The organism is Gaetbulibacter aestuarii, from assembly GCF_039537665.1.
Lineage (GTDB): Bacteria > Bacteroidota > Bacteroidia > Flavobacteriales > Flavobacteriaceae > Gaetbulibacter_A > Gaetbulibacter_A aestuarii.
The window spans coordinates 783,657-804,038 of the sequence record NZ_BAABAY010000001.1 but is presented as its reverse complement, the minus strand read 5'-3'; the positions used below and the strand labels follow the sequence as shown (position 1 = coordinate 804,038).

Genomic DNA, 20,382 nt, shown 5'->3' with positions numbered 1-20,382 from the left:
TTCATGCCTTATTGCGCCAAGGCTTTAGGCTGGTCGCTCCTGGCATAATTCGATCAAAACACCATTGGTGCTCTTCGGATGTAAAAAGGCTACCAGCTTATTATCGGCGCCGGGTTTGGGGGTATCGTTCAACACCACAAAACCTTCTGCTTTTAAGCGTTTTATTTCGGCTTCAATATCGTCTACATCAAAGGCAATATGATGAATGCCTTCGCCTTTCTTTGCTATAAATTTCGCAATCGGGCTGTCTGGGTTGGTGGCTTCCAACAATTCTATTTTGTTGGGTCCGCACTTAAAAAACGCGGTTTTTACACCTTCGCTTTCTACGGTTTCGGTTTTATATTCCGGGGCACCGAACAGTTTGCTAAACAAGCTGTTAGAGTCGTCCATATTTTTCACCGCGATCCCGATATGTTCTATTTTTTTCATAGGCCTCTGTTTCAAGAAAGATATAAAATTTGTAGCTCAAAACTAAGATAATCTTTAAATATCCGTACTTTTGCAGCGGTGCTTTTTTACACCTTTAAAACAATTAATACCCTTGGAAGAAAGTCAAAGACAAAAAAAAATAGCCGGTGTCCTGCAACAGGATCTCGCAGAGGTGCTTCAAAATGCCGCCACTCAGGGTGGGATGCGTGGCGTACTCATTTCGGTAACCAAAGTACATGTTACCGTTGATCTGTCTGTTGCCAAGGCCTACCTGAGCATCTTCCCAAACGATAAAGCCAAAGAGCTCATAAAAGGCATCCGTGATAACGGGTCGCAAATTCGCCACGAACTGGCACAACGCACCAAACATCAACTACGCCGTATGCCACAGCTCGAATTCTTTATAGACGACTCCCTGGAGTATATCGATCGTATCGAGCAGTCTCTGAAAGGAAAAGAGGATCCGCTTAAAGATCCCAACCTCCTCGACAAACGCAAAAAATCTTAAGTCGGTAAAATCCCATTTCCAGCCGCTTGCAATAGGCAGGCTTTTGTTATCTTTAGGCCATGAATGTATCCTATTACATCGCCAAACGTTACCTACGCTCCAAAAGTAGTAACAACGCTATTAATGTGATGACCTACATTGCCATCACGGGAATCATTCTGGGCGCCGCCTCCCTGTTTATCGTACTCTCGGGTTTCGCCGGACTTAAAGATTTTACACTGAAATTTACCAGCGTGGTCGATCCCGATCTCAAAGCAGAAACCGCTACCGGAAAATCCTTTTTTATAAGCAACGAACAACTCCAGGCGCTCGACACCCTTAAAGATGTGGCTCAATACAGTAAGATCATTGAAGAGCGCGTGGTCCTTAACTACGACAAAAAAAATTATCTCGCTAAAATAAAGGGCGTCGACGAAAATTTCTCAAATGTTGTGGCCATCGATTCGGTGATCGAATACGGCAACTGGCTCGAACCGAAAACAGACCAGATCGTGGTGGGCTGGGGTATTTCCAACAATCTATCTATGGGCGTACTCGATTATACCAAACCTGTCGATGTTTACGTACCCAAACCCGGCACCGGACAAATCACATCCACACGAAACGCCTTCAGCACGGTGCGTACGCAAAATGTAGGCATCTTTGCCATTAACGATAATTACGACGATTCTTATGTGTTTGCCTCCCTGCCACTCACGCAAAAATTACTCAATTACAAACCCAACCAGATCAGCGGTATCGAATTCCAACTCGCTTCAACAGCCGATGAAGACACCGTGAAACAACAACTTAAAACCATCCTTGGCAATCAGGTGATCATTAAAAATCGGGCGCAGCTCAATGATGCCCTTTACAAAATGCTCAACACTGAAAACCTGGTGGTATACCTCATTTTCACACTGGTATTAATCATTGCATTTTTCAATATCATCGGCTCACTCATCATGATGATGCTCGACAAAAAGAAAAGTCTCAACACCCTCTTTAATTTAGGCGCCACAGTAAAGAATATCCGGCGTATTTTCTTTTTACAAGGCAGTCTCATGAGTATTATCGGAGGGACCCTCGGGCTCCTGCTGGCGCTTATCCTTATCCTGCTGCAACAACGCTTCAGTATGGTCATGATCACACCCAGTCTGCCTTATCCGGTAAACATCAAAATCGAAAATATTTTTATCGTCTTGAGCACTATCATAGCGCTGGGCGTTATCGCTTCCAAGATCGCATCGGTACGAATTTCAAAGGCTTTAGTGGCCACAAATCAATAATTATTTGGGCAAGTGCCCGCTCGGGCGGTCACCGGGCTTTCTGCTATAGTTTTGTAAAATCATAGATTGAAATTTTACAAAAGCTGCCGCTGCAATCCCTCTTGTGGGCTGCTGTAATAAACAAGACTTTACTGTCATTCAAACGAAGCGCAGCGGAGGAAGAATCTAATCTAATAAAAGTACGGAGATGCTTCGCTTCATTGCATTTCGCTCTGAATGACACCACAACAAACGTAGTAACTCTTTCATACAGAAGGAACGAAGTGACTGATAAATCTCAAAAATCACTATCTTGGTGATAGCAATTAAATTACAATGTCGGAATCAAAAAACAATATTGACATTCGCTTTTTAGACCACGTAGCCATTCGGGTAGCAGATTTGGAAACTTCCGCAACCTGGTATGAAACTGTTCTGGGGCTAAAACGTTATCAACTTCCGGAATGGGGAGACTTTCCTGTTTTTATGCTGTCTGGAAAATCAGGGCTGGCCTTGTTCCCCGCAAATCTGAAAGACCCGGAACTCAAACCATCGTCAAAAAATATTAAAATCGATCACTTTGCTTTTAATGTGACCCAAGACAATTTTGAAAAAGCCAAAAAGCACTATCAGGAGTTGAATTTAGATTTTAGTATTCAAGATCATATTTATTTCGATTCAATATACACCAAAGATCCGGACGGTCATACGGTGGAGCTGACCACGATCAAAGTGGATGAGGATCATTTTTATAAATAACAGCCTCTTGTGCTTGGAATTTTTGATTGCTGAAATTTACGGATGAAGATGCTTCGTTTCATTTTCCATTTCACTCTGAATGACATCACAAAAAACGATGCTCTACGGTCATTCAAACGGAGCGCTACGAAGGCCTGCCGGAGGTAGAAAGAACTTTGTTTCTATTTTTATATCAACCCTTTTTCCTTCAGCGTTTTTTCTAAAGCATCATGGTTGTCCCAAAATCGCTCCTTAATCCTTTGCATTACGGCGTTATAGCCGGGATCTCCTTTTATTTTTTTCATCAAGGGATCCTTCTCCAAAAACAACAATATCCAATACTGATAATTTTGGTTATTCGAAAACGACCTCAAGGATTCCAGGGCTAACTTCGATTTATTTTCATGAAGATACCACATGGCTAAACTTGCCGGTTTATAAATAGAAATATCGTTCTTACAGTAGCTGGCATAAGCCTGATAAAAATCTTTGGCCTCCTCATGAAATCCCAAGGCGTCATAAACGATTCCGATCTTTAAATTTTCTTGCGGATAAATATTAAGGTTTTGTGCTGTTTTAACGCTTATGAATTTGTGGTAATAATAATAGGCGCTATCATAATCTTCCTGAAAATAATAGAACTTCCCGATTTCCTGCATAATATCCAATCGGGTTGTGTCCTTTTTCCATTCAGTAATTAAAGCCTTTCTGGTCTGGTCTAAATTTTGGTTTTGGGCATATTGAATAAAAACCTTTAAATAAGGGGCATAATAATTTTCAGGATTATACTCCAGAGATTTGTCAATGTATTCAGAAGCTTGAGTGGTAAATCCATTTTGTATAAAGGCATTACTTAAATGAAGATAAATGAAACTTTTTTCTACCGAATCATTAGCCTCAATATCAAGCTGCAGCCCCTTCAATGCGTATTTTAAATACTCACGAGTATCCGGAATCACCCTGGCATATAGGTCTGACAAGATCTGAATAACCGCCGACGAATTAGGGTTGTACTCTAAAGCTTTTTCTAAATGAGGAATAGCTAAACGATAATCCTGAATCTGCATATAATACAAGGCTTTTGATATGAGACTTTCTGCCGATTTAGGATCGTACAACAGGGCTTTATCTGCATAATTATTTATGATCTCGGTATAGCGCTTTTCATTTTGATAAATATCCAGAAAATAATATGCTATGGCTAATTTGGAATAGGCCAAAGCGAATTTAGGATCGTTCTCAATTGCTTTTTTAAATAATGGAATCGCCTTTTCCAAACCGGCTTTGGTTTCTTCTTGAAAAGGAATCAGGGCCTGCAAGTAAAAATCATAGGCCTTCAGGTTATCTGTTGGTTTTTTCTCGATCTGCTCCAACTCGGCAGGTGTAACTTTGGCTTCAATGGCATCGGCAATTTTTTTCGCAACAGCATTTTGTAAGGAGAAAATATCTACGATCTTATGGTTGTACTGCTCAGCCCAGATCGGTGTATCATTGGAGGCATCTATAAGCTGAATGTGTAATAGTACCTGGTTGCCATCGCGTTGTCCGCTACCTTCAACCACATAATTCACATGAAGTTCTTTAGCTATTTCTGCAATGGTCTTATTGGTGTGTCTATACTTCTCTACTGAAGTTCTGCTGATTACACGCAGATCCTTTATTTTTTGAAGATTTCCCAAGGCCGATTCCATTAAACCATTAACAAAATACAGGTTCGTGGAGTCATTACTCATATTTTTAAACGGTAAAACAGCTATCGCATTTTTGAAATCAGGTTGTGCTTGAATTGAATTCTGAGCAGGCTTTTTTAGCAACAGGATCACCGCAACAACGGCTGCAATTACCGCCATTGCAGCAAAAGGTAATTTATAACGCTTTAAAAAGTTTTTGGCCTGAATAGCGGTAATTTCCGGTGTCTCCATGATTTCCTGTTCAAGGAATTGTTTTCTTGCTTCTCCCGGAGGAAAGCCATAACGTGCTTTAAAACATTTTATAAAATAGGAGTTGTTCCCAAAGCCAACTTCATAGGATATTTCAGAAACGCCAAGTTCGGTTTCCTTTAAAAGTTCTTTAGCTTTTTCAAGGCGTAAATTTCGAATGAATTGGCTGGCGGAAACACCGGTTTCCTTTTTGATCTTCCTCAGTAAACTCGAGCGACTCATGTGCATCAGGGCGGCCAACTCAGAAACGCCGAATAGTTCATTCGACATATGCTCCGATATCAAAACCTTGGCTTCGTCTAGAAATTTTCCCGGAAATGCGCTCTGTGACATGATTTCTTTTAAGAAAACTAAAGTAGAAAATTTAATTCAAAAGAGCCTCCGTTAAACCACTGCTTTTCAGTAAAAAAATTAGCCAATTGCGTCATAAGTGATATTGCTGCGTCATAATTTTTATGTCTGATTCAAAGCTTTTACATATTGCCGCTTAACTGTTTAGTCCTGCGTCGTGGATCACCGGAACTTTGTAATACAAAATCAAAACAGTATAAATTAAATTTTTTAAATCATGAAAACGATCAACATTATCGCAATCAAATTAACCCCTATTGTAATGCTTTTAACTGTATTGCTTGTGAGTTCTTGCAGAACCTCTGAGGAAGAAAAAAACGAACCCTTCAGTAAACTGGAAAGCACCATTGAAAAACCAAATGTCGATATCCAAACTGCTGTAATCACCGGAAATATCGACGCTGTAAAACAACATATAAAAGCTGGAACAAATCTCAATGAAAAGGAACCTCTTGGAGGCTCAACACCTTTAATAAGCGCTGCCACTTTTAATAAACCCGAAATTGCAAAAGCGCTTATCGATGCTCATGCTGATTTATCGATTAAAAATAACGATGGTGCCACAGCCTTACATGTTGCCGCTTTTTTAGGCCGCATTGAAATTGTTCAGCTTTTAATTGACGCCAATGCCGATAAAGGAATTCGTAACAAATACGGCGCCACACCAAGAGAATCTATAATCATGGACTTCAACGAAGTAAAGCCTGTTTATGATATGCTAAACCAGCAATTGAGTCCGATGGGTTTTGAGTTAGACCTTGATGCTTTACAAAAAGCAAGACCAGTGATAGCCATGATGCTACAATAATTTTTAATGCGCAGCACAATGAAAACTCAAAGACGTTACGACATCGATTGGATCCGGGTTATCGCCATAGGTTTATTACTCATATACCATATCGCTATCCTATTTCAACCCTGGGCCTTGTTCATCGGATTCATAAAAAATGATGACTCTATTTCCTGGCTTTGGACGCCTATGACGATGCTCAATGTGTGGCGCATTCCTTTACTATTTTATGTATCCGGAATGGGTTTGTATTTCGCCATGAGAAAAAGAAACTGGAAGCAATTACTATTAGAACGTACCAAACGAATTTTTATACCGTTCGTGTTTGGGTTTTTAGCCATCACCCCCATTCATGTCTGGCTGTTTCAAAAGTTTTACAATTTACCTTTAACCCATTATCCGGGTAGTGCACATCTTTGGTTCTTGGGAAACATTTTTGCTTATGTCATTATCCTTTCCCCCTTATTTTTTTATTTGAAAAAGCACGAAAACGGAAGGTTCAAAAAGATCTTATCCAAATTCATGTCTTTTGCCCTGGCACCTTTAACAGTTGCGCTTTTTTATATGGCTGAATTGGTTTTGGTGAAACCTCAATTATTTGAATTATATGCACAGACATGGCATGGATTTTTTCTTGGGCTTTTAGCTTTTCTGTTCGGTTTTTTATTCGTTTACAGCGGAAGATCATTTTGGCAAACAGTTTCTAAATGGAAATGGTTATATCTCATTATAGCATCCGTATTATTCGCGCTACGATTGACAAACGGAGAAACAGATCTTATGTATTATTTAAAAGCCGTGGAGTTTAACGGATGGATTTTAGCAGTATTTGGAATCGGATTTCAATACCTCAATAAACCAAGTGCCAGATTACAGTATTTAAGTCAGGCCGCTTATCCGGTATATATCATTCATATGTTTGTGCTGTTTGGAGCGGCCGTCATTATTTTACCTTTAGCGCTTCATCCGGTATGGAAATTTATAGCTATAACTCTGATTACCTTTTCGGTTTGCATGGTCCTTTATGAATTTATAATCAGACGGATTTCATTTTTACGCCCACTTTTTGGATTGAAATGGAATTGGAAGCTTTCTAAACAAAACAAAGCGTCTAATTATACCGGAATTGCAAGGAGCACAACGGCGCAGCAACCACATGAATAGAACTCTCAATTAACAGATTACTTCGCTATGCTCGTAATGACGTTCCGTTTCGTCATTGCGAGGAGTGAGCGACGCGGCAATCTCATGAATAGAACTCCAAACAAAAAGATTACTTCGCTATGCTCGTAATGACGTACCGTTTCGTCATTACGAGAACTTATTCAGAAAACTGATAATCCCCAAACTTCTCCAATACCTCATCGAAGGCCGCAAAAACGTCTTCGGCGCGATCGCTGGTTACCATTTTGGTGCGGTATTCCTTGAAGTGCGGAATCCCTTTAAAATAATTTGTATAATGGCGGCGGGTTTCGAAAACACCCAGGGTTTCCCCTTTCCACTCAATGGCCATTTGGAGGTGGCGACGTGCAGCTTCCACACGTTCGTGCATAGGAATAGGCGCTAAATGTTCACCGGTTTCAAAATAGTGTTTCACCTGCTTGAAAAACCACGGATTCCCGATACTGGCGCGCCCGATCATGGCACCGTCAAGTCCGTAGCTATCACGCATTTCGGCAGCTTTTTCCGGACTGTCAACATCGCCGTTTCCGAATACAGGAATATGCATACGTGGGTTGTTCTTTACGGCAGCAATAGGTTTCCAGTCGGCTTCACCTTTGTACATCTGCGCTCGGGAACGCCCATGAATTGAAATAGCCTTACAGCCAACATCCTGCAAACGTTCGGCTACTTCCACGATTTTTATAGAATTATGGTCCCAGCCCAAACGTGTTTTTACGGTAATGGGCAGGTTGGTGCGCTTTACCATTTCGGAGGTGAGTTTTTCCATCAGGCAAACGTCCTTTAAAATACCGGCGCCGGCACCTTTGCTCACCACTTTTTTAACGGGACAGCCAAAATTGATATCGATAATATCCGGGTTGGATTTCTCTACGATATCTACGGTTTGCAACATACTATCAAGATTGGCTCCAAAGATTTGAATGCCCACCGGACGCTCCTTTTCATAGATATCCAACTTCATAACGCTTTTCGCAGCGTTGCGGATCAGGCCTTCACTGGATACAAACTCGGTATACACCACATCGGCGCCTTGCTCTTTACAGAGCGCGCGAAACGGCGGATCACTCACGTCTTCCATAGGTGCCAGAAGCAGCGGGAAATCAGGTAGTTCTATGTTATCAATTTTAACCAAGCGGGTGTAATTTGCCGCAAAATTAAGGTTTTTTAAATTAAAAACAGATGCTTCGTTTTCCGGCTAATATTTAATCACTTTTTTTAAGGCCACTTGATGATCGTTTAGGGTGATTTTAAAGAGGTACATCCCAGGATTGAAAGTACTCAAATCAATGTTACGGTTATTTGTATTTAAAACGCGTTGTCCCTGCAGATTAAAAACTTCGGTCTGAACCAGGTTTTGACTATTGATTTGAACGACATCAGTTGTTGGATTGGGATATAATTGGATGGTGTCAGAATTGAAATCATCTACGGATAAGGCAGTGTCTGAAGTGGTGACTTCAATCAGTTTACCTGTATCTTGAAGCGTAAAACCCATATAACTTCGATTAAAATACTCTGAAGTTACATAGTAAGTGTTAGCATCAACATAAGCAATCCCTTCCGTTTGTTCGTAACTAAAATTACCTAAGGAAGACCCTGAAATATCAAACCGTGTATTCGTTCCTGAAAAGACATCGGTACCTGTAAAACCACTACATTCATAAATAAAGGGTTGTAATACATTAAAAGTGTTGGTGTTCGAAGTATAACCAATCAAATACACCTTGTTGGTTAGCGGATTATACGTACCGCCTGTGATCAGGTCGTAATTTCCCAAAGCATCAGGTAAGGTGCTTGGTTCCGGACTTAAATGATAGGTTCCTGTTCCGGGATTTTTGGGTACCAGATAGGCTTGTGCCACGTGGGTATCCCAGTTTTTGCTGATGATAAGCAAATTGTTCGCATCCATGGAAATTAAGGTTTCCGCATCCCACTGGGTTGCTTCGGGGTTTGAGGTATAAACTGTTTGAGCCGCATAATCAAAGTTGATGGTTACAGCGGTTACGGTATCCGAAGCATCATAATCTGTTTTGCTTATTTTATAGATCTTCAAGTCGGTGCGGATGCCTTCGTTATTTCCTATGTCGCCAATGTAGATATAATTGTCGTCCTGCGTAATATCCTCCCAGTCGACATTAGTTGCATTGGAAATGATCACTCTTCTGGTTATTGTGGATGAGGAGGGGTCCATTTCATATAATTTGTTTTCGCCTCCTGAATCGTTATGGGTAATAATTTTGTTATTGTAGTAAATGACTCCTGAAGATTCAGGAACAGAATCCTGGTCGAGATCGTATAAAGTGGTGGCATCTGTTACCTGACTAAAACTACGTTGTATTCCGAACAAGACTAAAAGTGAGAGTATTAATGTTCTCATAAGGGTGGTTGATTAAAGATTAATAGCAAATTAAAAGTACTGCAATTTTAATCTCCCTTTACTTTTTTTCGTTGTAAAGCACCGAAAGTCCGTAAAATCCCAAAATAAGCTCTCCGGCCGTACCAACCGTGAATAAAGGCGACGGAAAACCATCAAGAATAAGGCTTATTAAGCGACCACTGCCCAAACCCAACATAAACACCACATTGCTCATTAAAGCCGCTTTTAAAAACCGGGGACTAAAAACACCCGACAACCATAAATATGAAAACCCCAGATAGACGCCCATTAGAGCTTTCAGGCTGTTCAGCTGGTTGATTTCCGTTACCGGAACCTGAAACAACACTTCCGGATAAAAACCATAAACAAGTGCTACGGGAATGACCACAAAAACAGAGATAAGCAGGTGAATTTTGGTGCGAATATCGTCTTTGGTTTTTAGCATGGCTATGGCTTTGGATTCTTCTTAAAAGTACTACAATTTTGACTTAGATAGGATTACAGCATTTTTATTCAAAAATATTCATGAAAGCTAAGATAAAATCTATAAATTATTCCAGATAAAAACAGCTATATTTGCAACCTAAATTGAGGCAGGTATTTCTTTATGAAGCACATTAGAAACTTTTGTATCATTGCGCATATCGACCACGGGAAAAGTACCCTGGCAGATCGCTTGTTGGATTTTACCGGTTCGGTGACCGACCGCGAGAAGCAGGATCAGCTTTTGGACAATATGGATCTGGAGCGCGAACGTGGGATCACCATTAAATCGCACGCTATCCAAATGGATTATGTTTATGAAGGTGAACACTATGTGCTTAACCTCATTGATACCCCGGGTCATGTGGATTTTTCTTATGAAGTATCCCGCTCGATTGCCGCGTGTGAAGGCGCTCTTTTGATCGTGGATGCGGCGCAAAGTATCCAGGCGCAAACCATTTCAAACCTATACCTCGCTTTAGAAAACGATCTGGAAATTATTCCTGTGTTGAATAAAGTAGATCTGCCAAGCGCGAATCCTGAAGAAGTTACTGATGATATTGTTGACCTTTTGGGTTGCGATCCTGAGGAAGTGATCCACGCTTCGGGGAAAACCGGTTTTGGCGTGGAAAATATTCTAAAAGCTATTATTGAACGTGTTCCTGCACCCAAAGGTGATCCGAATGCGCCTCTACAAGCCTTAATCTTTGATTCCGTTTATAACACGTTTCGAGGTGTTGAAACTTTTTTTAGAGTTATCAATGGTGAAATAAAAAAAGGACAGCATATTAAATTCATTGCCACAGGTAAGGATTATTACGCTGATGAGGTTGGCACTTTAAAACTGCGCCAACTTGCTAAACAATCGGTAAAAACAGGTGACGTAGGTTATTTGATCACAGGGATCAAAACGGCAAAGGAAGTAAAAGTTGGTGATACCATTACCGATTTTGAGAACCCAACAACCAATATGGTGGCCGGTTTTGAAGATGTGAAACCCATGGTATTCGCAGGAATTTATCCTGTAGACACGGAAGATTATGAAGATCTTCGGGCTTCTATGGAAAAACTACAGTTAAATGATGCCTCGCTGGTTTTTCAACCGGAAAGTTCTGCCGCTTTAGGTTTTGGTTTCCGTTGCGGATTCTTAGGGATGCTACACATGGAAATCATTCAGGAACGTTTGGAACGTGAATTCGATATGACCGTGATCACAACGGTGCCTAACGTATCATACCACGCGTATACCAATAAAACGCCGGATCAAGCTATCATCGTTAATAACCCGTCCGATCTGCCGGATCCTTCTACACTAAATCGTGTGGAGGAACCTTACATCAAGGCAACCATCATTACAAAAGCCGATTTTGTTGGTAATGTGATGTCGTTATGTATTGAAAAACGCGGCATCATTACGAACCAAACGTATCTTACAACTGAACGTGTGGAACTAACTTTTGAAATGCCTTTGGCAGAGATCGTATTCGATTTTTACGACCGCTTAAAAACCGTTTCGAAAGGTTATGCCTCTTTCGACTACCACCCCATAGGTATGAAACCATCTAAACTGGTGCGTTTGGATATTCTCTTAAATGCCCAGCCTGTGGATGCCTTGTCTGCATTAATTCACGCGGATAATGCGCAAAGTATTGGCCGTAAGATGTGTGAGAAACTGAAAGAACTCATCCCGCGTCAACAATTCGACATTCCAATTCAGGCGGCTATCGGAGCGAAAATTATTTCCAGGGAAACCGTTAAAGCACTCCGTAAGGATGTTACCGCCAAATGTTACGGTGGCGATATTTCGCGTAAGCGTAAACTGCTTGAAAAACAGAAAAAAGGTAAAAAACGCATGCGCCAGGTAGGTAATGTTGAAATACCTCAGCAAGCGTTCATGGCTGTTTTGAAGCTAAATGATTAAAAGGTTTTAAACCATATCCCTCATTTCTCAACTTTCATTAGAAAATAACAGGCTTTTGTGGCAAAACGCATCATTTTCCTGAAAAATGAACGACGCCCTTAATTGTTAATAAATATTTTGTATGTTTATGACAACGAAGTACTAAAACAATTAAAAACGCAACAAAACACTGATGAATACGCCGTTTTAAAAACATTGGTATAACGGATTCGTTTTGCTGCTCTGCCTTAGGGTTATTAACAATTTGCAGCACAAATCCGCCCGCTTTGTGTGCTACTTTTCTTTTTTGCTGCGCTTTTAATCCAATTGTTACTACTATCTTTTATATATGAAAACACTGTTTTACACAAGAGAATTTCCGCCCTATGTTTATGGAGGTGCAGGTGTTCACGTTGAGTATCTAGCCGATGAATTATCAAAATTAATGGACGTTGAAGTTCGGAGTTTTGGCGATCAGGATGTTAAACATGGCAACCTCTCCGTTAAAGGCTTTCCTTTTGACAACCCGGCTTTGAGTCATGCCGACGATAAACTCAAATCAGTGTTTCAAACCCTGAGTACTTGCATTCAAATGAATGCCGATCCGGTAGATGCCGATGTGGTGCATTGCCATACCTGGTACGCTCAATTTGCCGGCATACTAACGAAATTATGCTACGGCACACCACTGGTGATCACCACCCATTCCTTAGAACCTTTGCGCCCCTGGAAACGGGAACAATTAGGTCGCGGTTACGACGCTTCGTCATGGGTTGAAAAAACAGCGATTGAAATGGCCGACGCCGTGATTGCTGTTTCCGAAGAAACCAAAGTCGATGTCCTTAAACATTTTAATGTTGATCCCACTAAGGTCAGTGTCATTTATAACGGCATCAATCTTCAACAATATAATATCACCGATAAAACCGATACACTGGATGCTTATGGCATCGATAAGAACAAACCTTATGTATTGTTCGTGGGCCGTATCACGCGTCAAAAAGGCATCATTCACCTGGTGAATGCTATAAAATATATCGATCCCGATACTCAAATTGTTTTGTGTGCCGGTGCACCGGATACCAAGGAGATCGCTAAAGAAATGGAAGACAGCGTTAACGAAGTCAAGAAAACAAGAAATAATGTGATCTGGATCGACAAGATGCTGGAAAAAGAACAAGTGATCCAGCTATATTCTCATGCGGATGTATTTTGCTGTCCGTCTATTTATGAGCCATTCGGTATCATCAATATTGAAGCTATGGCTTGTAAAACTCCCGTGGTAGCGAGTGCCGTTGGCGGAATAAAAGAAGTGGTTGTGCCCAACGAAACCGGAATCCTGGTGCCTTTGGAACAACAAAAAGAAGCACCTTTTGAACCGGTAGATCCGGACACCTTTTCACAAGATCTGGCTGCCGGTATCAATCGCCTCATTCGTGATAAAGACCTTCGGGATACCATGGCTGAAAACAGTCGAAAGCGTGTGGAGGATTATTTTGATTGGGTAGCCATCGCAAAACAAACCGCAGATCTCTATAAATCCCTATTATAAAACAAAGTAAAATAACTAAACCTAACAAAAATGATAAATGATAACGTATTAGCCATTATTCTTGGCGGCGGACAAGGGTCCAGATTATATCCACTAACCAAAGACCGTTCAAAACCTGCCGTTCCTATTGCCGGAAAATACCGTTTGGTAGATATTCCTATTTCAAACTGCATTAATTCAGATATTAAACGGATGTATGTATTGACGCAATTCAACTCGGCTTCTTTGAACAGACACATCAAGAATACCTATCATTTTAGTTTTTTTAGTTCAGCATTTGTCGATGTATTAGCGGCAGAGCAAACACCGGAAAACAAAACCTGGTTTCAGGGAACAGCTGATGCTGTGCGCCAAAGCATGCATCATTTTTTACGTCACGATTTTAAATATGCGTTGATCCTTTCCGGTGATCAATTATATCAAATGGATTATGATGAAATGATAGCTGCTCATGAGAAGGCCGGAGCTGAAATTTCCATTGCTACCATTCCGGTGAATGCCAAGGAAGCTACGGAATTCGGTATCATGAAATCGGATGAAAACAATGTGGTAACCTCCTTTATTGAAAAACCGGATGCCAGCCTGCTTCCTGATTGGACTTCAGAAGTGAGCGACGACATGAAAAAACAGGAGCGACACTATTTAGCATCTATGGGGATCTATATCTTCAACCGCGATTTATTGATAGAGCTCATGGCAAACAAGGAAACCAACGATTTTGGCAAGGAAATTATTCCTCAAAATATTTCAAAACATAAAACCTTAAGTTACCAGTATGAAGGCTATTGGACGGATATCGGAAATATCGATTCGTTCTTTGAAGCTAACCTGGAGCTTACAGATAATATTCCTCGTTTTGACCTATATGATAAGCGTAAACGCATTTATACCAGAGCTCGTATACTGCCTACAACAAAAATTGCCGGAACCGTTTTAGACCATGCCGTGATTGCCGAAGGGTGTATCATCAGCGCAGCTAAAATCGAAAAATCGGTTATTGGTATTCGCTCAAGAATAGGCGCTGAAAGTACGGTTATTAACACCTATGTTATGGGTAGTGATTATTATGAATCTTTGGAGGAAATCAACAGTAACCATATTGATATCCTTATTGGTATCGGGGAACGTTGCTTCATTAAAAATGCTATCATTGATAAGAACGTGCGCATTGGTGATGGTGTGCGTATCAATGGAGGACCACATATTGAAAACACCGAAACAGACACCTATTTTGTGAAAGACGGCATCGTGGTCATTAAAAAAGATGCGGTCATTCCAAAAGGTTTTGTAATAGGATAAAACACTTAAAAAACACCTCAAACAAATTATCTTTTTAACCAACTAAACGAACTATGCTAAATCAAAAAAGGGTCGTTATAGACTACGTGTCGCCTAGTGTTAATAACGGTTTATTTTATATTAAACGGGTTGTTGATGAAATTGTTAACGTATGCGCTTTTATTTTAGCCGACGGTCATGATGTATTGGGCGCTTCGGTATTATATAAACACGAAAAAGAAAAAAAGTGGCGTGAAACACGAATGGCTCTTGATGTTAACGATGAATGGATAGCCTCCTTTACAGTTGAAAAACAAGGGCTTTATACATATAAAGTAGAAGGCTGGGTAGATCACGCTTTAAATTGGCAACATGGGATTGAGCGTAAGATCGAGGATGGTCAGTTCGTAAAATCGGAGTTATTGGAAGGCGTTGCCTTTCTTAAAGAAATAAAAAACCACTGTAATGAAAACGACGGTTTCTACCTCGATCATTTAATCAACATTTTTCAGGATGAACAACATTATGATGAGGCCGTGAAGGAAGCTATGAGCGACCGTTTGCATCATCTGTTTTTTGAATTCCCTGAAAAAGACCTGGTAAATACCTCAAATGATTTTCAGGTGTATGTTGATCGAAAGAAAGCCCGTTTCAGTACCTGGTATGAGTTCTTTCCGCGTTCCGCTGGAGAGCAGGAAGGTGTGCACGGCACGTTTAAAGATTGTGAACGCTTGTTGCCAAGGGTTCAAAACATGGGTTTTGACACCCTCTACTTCCCTCCCATTCATCCCATTGGCGAAGTAAATCGAAAAGGGAAAAACAACACTACCGAAGCCAAAGAAGGCGATGTAGGTTCTCCATGGGGCATTGGCTCTCAACACGGTGGCCACAAAGCCATCCATCCGCAATTGGGATCTCTTGAAGATTTTAAACAACTAATAGAAAAGGCTAAAGAACACGGTATAGAGATCGCTATGGATTATGCTTTACAAGCTGCTCCTGATCATCCCTGGGTGAAGGATCATCCGGAATGGTTCAAATGGCGCCCTGACGGAACCGTGCAATACGCAGAAAATCCGCCTAAAAAATATCAGGATATTTTACCGATTTATTGGGAGAGTACCGTTTATGAGAACTTATGGAAGGAGTGTCTGGACATTTTGATGTACTGGATCGATTGTGGTATTCGCGTGTTCCGTGTGGATAATCCGCATACGAAACCCTTCTATTTTTGGAACTGGATCATCAATCAGGTCAAGGCTAAACATCCTGATGTTATCTTTCTAGCGGAAGCCTTTACAGCGCCAAAAGTAATGCAACAGTTAGCTAAACAAGGGTATACACAATCCTATACTTATTTTACCTGGCGGAATAATAAGCACGAACTCACTGAGTATATGGAAGAATTGACCAAAACAGAGTTACGCGAATATATGCAACCTAATTTCTGGCCAAATACCCCGGATATTAATCCGTTTCATTTGCAAGGTGCTAACGAAGCTAAACATATTCAACGCTACGTTTTGGCGGCGACACTGAGTTCTTCCATTGGAATTTATGGTCCGGTTTTCGAATATATGATCTCTGAAGCCTTATTGGGCCGCGAGGAATATATGAATTCGGAGAAATTTCAATTTACACACTACGATTGGTCAAAAGAAAATAAATTAACTACCGTAATAAGCAAAGTGAATCGTATTCGAAAAGAACATGAAGCACTTCAACAAACCAATAATATCACCTTTTGTCATGTAGAGAATAATAATCTCATGGCCTATTATAAATGGAACGATGCTAAAAACGATCAACTATTAATTGTGGTGAGTTTAGACGATTACGGCATGCAGCAAGGAAGCATTAAATTGCCGCTGCATCACATGGGTATCAAACACGATCAGGCTTTCGAAGTTCATGATCTGGTAACCAACAGTCGCTACAGCTGGACCGGTGAATGGAATTTTGTAGAACTCCACCCTACGTTGCCGTTCCATATTTTCAAAATAAATAAATAAAATGAGTAAACCCGACGAGAACATATCCTTTAAAACCGACCTTCATTTTAATGATGATTGGGAAGCCTTGCTCGAAAACAAGAGCTTTGTGAAGAGTTTCCTGTCGGATGTTCTTGGTGATTATATCACCAAACAGCGCTGGTACGGTGGCAAGGCTAGTAAATTAAAGTACATCGAGCTAGCTGAGTATTTCAAAATTCAGCAAAATGGTGAAATGTATTTTGGATTGATTCTGGAAGTGAATTTTGTTGAGGCTTTTTACCAACATTATTTTTTACCCATTGCTTTTGTAACCGACGAGAATTTTGCGCAAAAAGACCGCATTTTACATCTGCGACTTAAAAAACAAGACGGTTTTATTATTGATGCTATAAACCTGGAAGCCTTCCGGCAATTGGTCTTCGAGCGTATTTTAACCGCCTTGCCAAAAGATACCACAAAGGTTCGTTATCATAAAAGCATCGCTTTAAAAGCTAAAGCATACGAGAGCTCCCGATTCATGGGGCTTGAACAAAGTAATACATCCATTATTTATAACGATAGTTACGTTTTAAAGTTTTTCAGACGCATTTTTGCCGATAAGAACCCCGATTATGAAATGAGTAGGTTCTTATCTGAGAAAAAGGAGTACAAAAATACACCGGCTTATTTAGGAAGTATCAATTTGGTAGATTCCAAACAAGTGACCATCACCATTGCTCTCATGCAGGAAATGATCCCGAATGAAGGCGATGCCTGGGATTATATGTTGAAAGAATTGCACAAGGTATTTTGTAACCTGGAATATAAGAACCTCAACATTTCCCATTTACCGCGTACCGGTTTATATCAGCAACTCAATATTTCAGACATTCCACCACAGATCATTGATTGGGCGGGATTACAGTTGTTCATGCAGGTACAAACCCTGGCCAAGCGTACTGCGGAGATGCACATCGCTCTGGGTTCGGAGTTTGAAGAAACTGCTTTCACACCCACGCATTACAACGGCGATTATACGGTTTGGTTGAAGAATAAAATGCTTTATCAATTCCAAAACCGACTCAATCTGGTTGAGAATAATTTACACAAACTGGATGGTATGGCTTTAGATCTGGCCAAGGAATTCATGAACAAAAAGAATCAGATACGGGAGCATTTTGTCGATTTCGACTGGACCAAACTAAAGGGTGAACGTATTAGGATTCACGGGGATTACCATTTAGGCCAAATTCTGGTAAAAGACCGCGACTTTTATATTTTAGATTTTGAAGGTGAACCTGAAAGTACGATCCGAGACAGGAAAGTAAAACAGCCACCATTAAAGGATGTTGCAGGCTTGTTCCGATCCTTTCATTATGCGATCTATGCTACGGTTTTCAACAATCAGGAATCTTATCCGTATCCAATAGATGAATTATTTGATGCCAGTGAAGTATTATATAGCTATATTACGGGCCTGTTCCTGGGTACTTATGTTACCGAAACACAGAATGCCAATTTGAATATTGGTTATAATCAGGAGCGTTTGTTTTTATTAAAATATTGTTTGCTTGAAAAAGCAGTTTATGAATTGGGTTACGAACTTAATTCTCGTCCAAAATGGGCTATTATTCCTTTGAAAGGGATCTCTAACATTTTAAATCATTAGTATGTCACAAGTTAAACCTCACAGTTTATTTACAGATTTCGATATCAACCTTTTCAAATCAGGAAAACATTACCGGCTTTATGAAAAATTCGGATCGCACATCACAACCGTTGATGGTGAAAAAGGGACTTATTTTGCCGTTTGGGCACCGAGTGCGAAGTCGGTTTCTGTGGTTGGCGATTTTAATTACTGGATTGAAGGCGAGCACCCGCTGATGGTGCGTTGGGATTCCAGCGGGATCTGGGAAGGTTTTATTCCGGGTGTTGGCAAAGGAAACATCTACAAATACAAAATTCAGAGTCATAATAATGATATAAAGACAGAGAAGGCCGATCCTTATGCACGGCGTTGTGAACATCCTCCAAAAACTGCCTCAATTGTTTGGGATGATACCTACAAATGGGAAGACAGTGCCTGGATGAAAAAACGTAAAAAGCACAATGCTCTGGATGCGCCTTATGCTGTTTACGAGGTTCATTTAGGATCATGGAAACGCCAGGTTGAGGAAAACCGGTTTTTATCCTATCATGAATTAGCAGATGATCTGGTGAATTACCTAAAAGAAATGAATTTCACACATGTGGAATTAATGCCGATCATGGAATTTCCATACGATCCGTCGTGGGGTTATCAAATTACAGGTTATTTCGCGCCAACATCGCGCTTTGGCTATCCTGAGGAATTCAAAGAATTGGTAGATAAACTCCATCAAAACGACATTGGTATCATTTTAGACTGGGTACCGTCTCATTTTCCCGAAGATGCTCATGGCTTAGGATTTTTCGACGGTTCGAACCTTTACGAACATCCCGATCCAAGAAAAGGCTATCACCAGGACTGGAAAAGTTTGATCTTCAATTATGGTAGAAATGAAGTGAAATCCTTTCTAATCAGTAATGCCTTGTTCTGGCTGGATCAATATCATGCCGACGGACTGCGTGTGGATGCCGTAGCCTCCATGCTTTTCCTTGATTATTCCCGCGAAGACGGACAATGGGAACCCAACCAATACGGCGGAAGAGAAAATCTTGAGGCGATTGCCTTTTTAAAAGAAATGAATGAAGCCGTTTATGGCGAATATCCTGACGTACAAACCATAGCCGAAGAATCCACGGCATTTCCGGGTGTTTCAAAACCTGTGTTTTCAGGCGGTTTGGGCTTCGGTATGAAATGGATGATGGGTTGGATGCACGATACTTTGGAATATTTCAAGAAAGATCCGGTGTATCGAAAATATCATCAAAACGATATAACCTTCAGTTTGGCCTACGCCTTTTCTGAAAACTTTATGTTACCCTTATCTCATGACGAGGTAGTTTATGGCAAAAACTCAATTATAGGCCGTATGCCCGGCGACGACTGGCAACGTTTCGCTAATGCCCGGGCATTATACGCTTACATGTTTACACATCCCGGAACAAAATTGTTGTTTATGGGAGGTGAATTCGGGCAATACAACGAATGGAACTTTCAAGGCAGTTTAGACTGGAACCTTCTGGAATATAAACCACATAAAACCCTGCAAACCTTCTTCAAAGACCTTAATAAATTCTACACCTCACATCCCGCCTTATTCGAAAAAGCCTTTACCAATGAAGGTTTTGAGTGGATCAACTTTGGTGATTCCGAAAATTCTGTGATGTCTTATATCAGAAAAGGTAAGGATCCTAAAAATGATTTGGTGGTGGTTTGTAATTTTACACCTTCCATGCACGAAAACTACAGTATCGGACTTCCGGAAGATGGAAATCTTAAAGAAATCTTCAATAGCGACCTTAAAAAGTACGGTGGTAGTGGTGTATCTAACAAAAAAATTATCCCAGCAACAGAAAAAGAGTGGAATGGAAAGCCTTTTTCAGCAGAAATTACAATTCCGCCGCTTTCGGTTACAATTTTTAAGTACAACAGATAGGCTCCTTGCAATAAATGTAATTAATACGCTAATAGTTTGGTTTTTATGTA

At 40.5% G+C, this 20,382-nt stretch carries 16 protein-coding genes; 11 read left to right on the top strand and 5 right to left on the bottom strand.

The genetic code is table 11. The features are described 5' to 3' along the window. Positions 1–24 precede the first annotated feature (24 nt). The gene (gene mce / locus ABD682_RS03510; protein ID WP_344739050.1) at positions 25–429 is read right to left on the bottom strand and encodes a methylmalonyl-CoA epimerase; all 405 of its coding nucleotides are present in this window, start codon (positions 427–429) and stop codon (positions 25–27) included. A 112-nt stretch (positions 430–541) separates the two neighbouring features. On the opposite strand from mce, the gene rbfA reads away from it, so the two are divergent. From rbfA to ABD682_RS03495, 3 genes are all read left to right on the top strand, one after another. Further along, positions 542–937, top strand: a complete 396-nt coding sequence (gene rbfA / locus ABD682_RS03505) for a 30S ribosome-binding factor RbfA (protein WP_344739048.1) — start codon at positions 542–544, stop codon at positions 935–937. A gap of 59 nt (positions 938–996) precedes the next feature. Beyond that, positions 997–2,205, top strand: coding sequence for an FtsX-like permease family protein (locus ABD682_RS03500; protein WP_344739046.1), 1,209 nt, complete (start codon positions 997–999; stop codon positions 2,203–2,205). A gap of 315 nt (positions 2,206–2,520) precedes the next feature. Next, positions 2,521–2,943 (top strand): VOC family protein, encoded by a 423-nt coding sequence (locus tag ABD682_RS03495; protein ID WP_344739044.1) that lies wholly within the window; start codon positions 2,521–2,523, stop codon positions 2,941–2,943. A gap of 167 nt (positions 2,944–3,110) precedes the next feature. Here the strand turns inward: ABD682_RS03495 and ABD682_RS03490 are convergent, their stop codons facing one another. Further along, positions 3,111–5,195 (bottom strand): helix-turn-helix domain-containing protein, encoded by a 2,085-nt coding sequence (locus tag ABD682_RS03490; protein WP_344739042.1) that lies wholly within the window; start codon positions 5,193–5,195, stop codon positions 3,111–3,113. Positions 5,196–5,430: 235 nt separating this feature from the next. On the opposite strand from ABD682_RS03490, the gene ABD682_RS03485 reads away from it, so the two are divergent. Both ABD682_RS03485 and ABD682_RS03480 read left to right on the top strand, forming a co-directional pair. Beyond that, a complete protein-coding gene (locus ABD682_RS03485; protein WP_344739040.1) occupies positions 5,431–6,021 on the top strand; it encodes an ankyrin repeat domain-containing protein in 591 nt (196 codons plus the stop codon). 18 nt (positions 6,022–6,039) lie between these two features. After that, positions 6,040–7,167 carry an acyltransferase family protein gene (locus tag ABD682_RS03480; RefSeq protein WP_344739038.1) on the top strand — a complete coding sequence of 376 codons (1,128 nt, stop codon included), beginning with the start codon at positions 6,040–6,042 and terminating at the stop codon, positions 7,165–7,167. A 157-nt stretch (positions 7,168–7,324) separates the two neighbouring features. Here ABD682_RS03480 and dusB read toward each other — a convergent pair whose 3' ends face one another. The 3 genes from dusB to ABD682_RS03465 form a co-directional block, all read right to left on the bottom strand. Continuing rightward, positions 7,325–8,320 (bottom strand): tRNA dihydrouridine synthase DusB, encoded by a 996-nt coding sequence (gene dusB, locus ABD682_RS03475; protein WP_344739036.1) that lies wholly within the window; start codon positions 8,318–8,320, stop codon positions 7,325–7,327. Between the two features lie 63 nt (positions 8,321–8,383). Beyond that, a complete protein-coding gene (locus tag ABD682_RS03470) occupies positions 8,384–9,565 on the bottom strand; it encodes a T9SS type A sorting domain-containing protein (RefSeq protein ID WP_344739033.1) in 1,182 nt (393 codons plus the stop codon). A gap of 58 nt (positions 9,566–9,623) precedes the next feature. Beyond that, positions 9,624–10,010 (bottom strand): DUF4345 domain-containing protein, encoded by a 387-nt coding sequence (locus ABD682_RS03465; protein WP_344739030.1) that lies wholly within the window; start codon positions 10,008–10,010, stop codon positions 9,624–9,626. 162 nt (positions 10,011–10,172) lie between these two features. Between ABD682_RS03465 and lepA the strand changes: the two genes are divergently transcribed. The 6 genes from lepA to glgB all read left to right on the top strand — a co-directional run bounded on the left by lepA (position 10,173) and on the right by glgB (position 20,332). Next, on the top strand, positions 10,173–11,969 hold the full coding sequence (gene lepA / locus ABD682_RS03460; RefSeq protein ID WP_344739028.1) for a translation elongation factor 4: 1,797 nt from the start codon (positions 10,173–10,175) through the stop codon (positions 11,967–11,969). A gap of 328 nt (positions 11,970–12,297) precedes the next feature. After that, positions 12,298–13,500 (top strand): glycogen synthase, encoded by a 1,203-nt coding sequence (gene glgA / locus ABD682_RS03455; protein WP_344739026.1) that lies wholly within the window; start codon positions 12,298–12,300, stop codon positions 13,498–13,500. A gap of 30 nt (positions 13,501–13,530) precedes the next feature. Next, a complete protein-coding gene (locus tag ABD682_RS03450; RefSeq protein WP_344739024.1) occupies positions 13,531–14,799 on the top strand; it encodes a glucose-1-phosphate adenylyltransferase in 1,269 nt (422 codons plus the stop codon). Positions 14,800–14,852: 53 nt separating this feature from the next. Next, on the top strand, positions 14,853–16,790 hold the full coding sequence (locus ABD682_RS03445) for an alpha-1,4-glucan--maltose-1-phosphate maltosyltransferase (RefSeq protein WP_344739022.1): 1,938 nt from the start codon (positions 14,853–14,855) through the stop codon (positions 16,788–16,790). A 1-nt stretch (position 16,791) separates the two neighbouring features. Next, entirely contained in the window at positions 16,792–18,420 is a 1,629-nt protein-coding gene (locus tag ABD682_RS03440) for a trehalose synthase (protein ID WP_344739020.1), read from the top strand. 1 nt (position 18,421) lies between these two features. Further along, positions 18,422–20,332 carry a 1,4-alpha-glucan branching protein GlgB gene (gene glgB / locus ABD682_RS03435; protein ID WP_344739018.1) on the top strand — a complete coding sequence of 637 codons (1,911 nt, stop codon included), beginning with the start codon at positions 18,422–18,424 and terminating at the stop codon, positions 20,330–20,332. Positions 20,333–20,382: the final 50 nt, after the last annotated feature.

Bases quoted from the DNA above. Each gene is read 5' to 3' on its own strand.
- mce (WP_344739050.1), bottom strand. From the start codon at position 429: ATGAAAAAAATAGAACATATCGGGATCGCGGTGAAAAATATGGACGAC.
- ABD682_RS03500 (WP_344739046.1), top strand. From the start codon at position 997: ATGAATGTATCCTATTACATCGCCAAACGTTACCTACGCTCCAAAAGT.
- ABD682_RS03495 (WP_344739044.1), top strand. From the start codon at position 2,521: ATGTCGGAATCAAAAAACAATATTGACATTCGCTTTTTAGACCACGTA.
- ABD682_RS03490 (WP_344739042.1), bottom strand. From the start codon at position 5,195: ATGTCACAGAGCGCATTTCCGGGAAAATTTCTAGACGAAGCCAAGGTT.
- ABD682_RS03485 (WP_344739040.1), top strand. From the start codon at position 5,431: ATGAAAACGATCAACATTATCGCAATCAAATTAACCCCTATTGTAATG.
- ABD682_RS03480 (WP_344739038.1), top strand. From the start codon at position 6,040: ATGAAAACTCAAAGACGTTACGACATCGATTGGATCCGGGTTATCGCC.
- ABD682_RS03470 (WP_344739033.1), bottom strand. From the start codon at position 9,565: ATGAGAACATTAATACTCTCACTTTTAGTCTTGTTCGGAATACAACGT.
- ABD682_RS03465 (WP_344739030.1), bottom strand. From the start codon at position 10,010: ATGCTAAAAACCAAAGACGATATTCGCACCAAAATTCACCTGCTTATC.
- lepA (WP_344739028.1), top strand. From the start codon at position 10,173: ATGAAGCACATTAGAAACTTTTGTATCATTGCGCATATCGACCACGGG.
- glgA (WP_344739026.1), top strand. From the start codon at position 12,298: ATGAAAACACTGTTTTACACAAGAGAATTTCCGCCCTATGTTTATGGA.
- ABD682_RS03450 (WP_344739024.1), top strand. From the start codon at position 13,531: ATGATAAATGATAACGTATTAGCCATTATTCTTGGCGGCGGACAAGGG.
- ABD682_RS03445 (WP_344739022.1), top strand. From the start codon at position 14,853: ATGCTAAATCAAAAAAGGGTCGTTATAGACTACGTGTCGCCTAGTGTT.
- ABD682_RS03440 (WP_344739020.1), top strand. From the start codon at position 16,792: ATGAGTAAACCCGACGAGAACATATCCTTTAAAACCGACCTTCATTTT.
- glgB (WP_344739018.1), top strand. From the start codon at position 18,422: ATGTCACAAGTTAAACCTCACAGTTTATTTACAGATTTCGATATCAAC.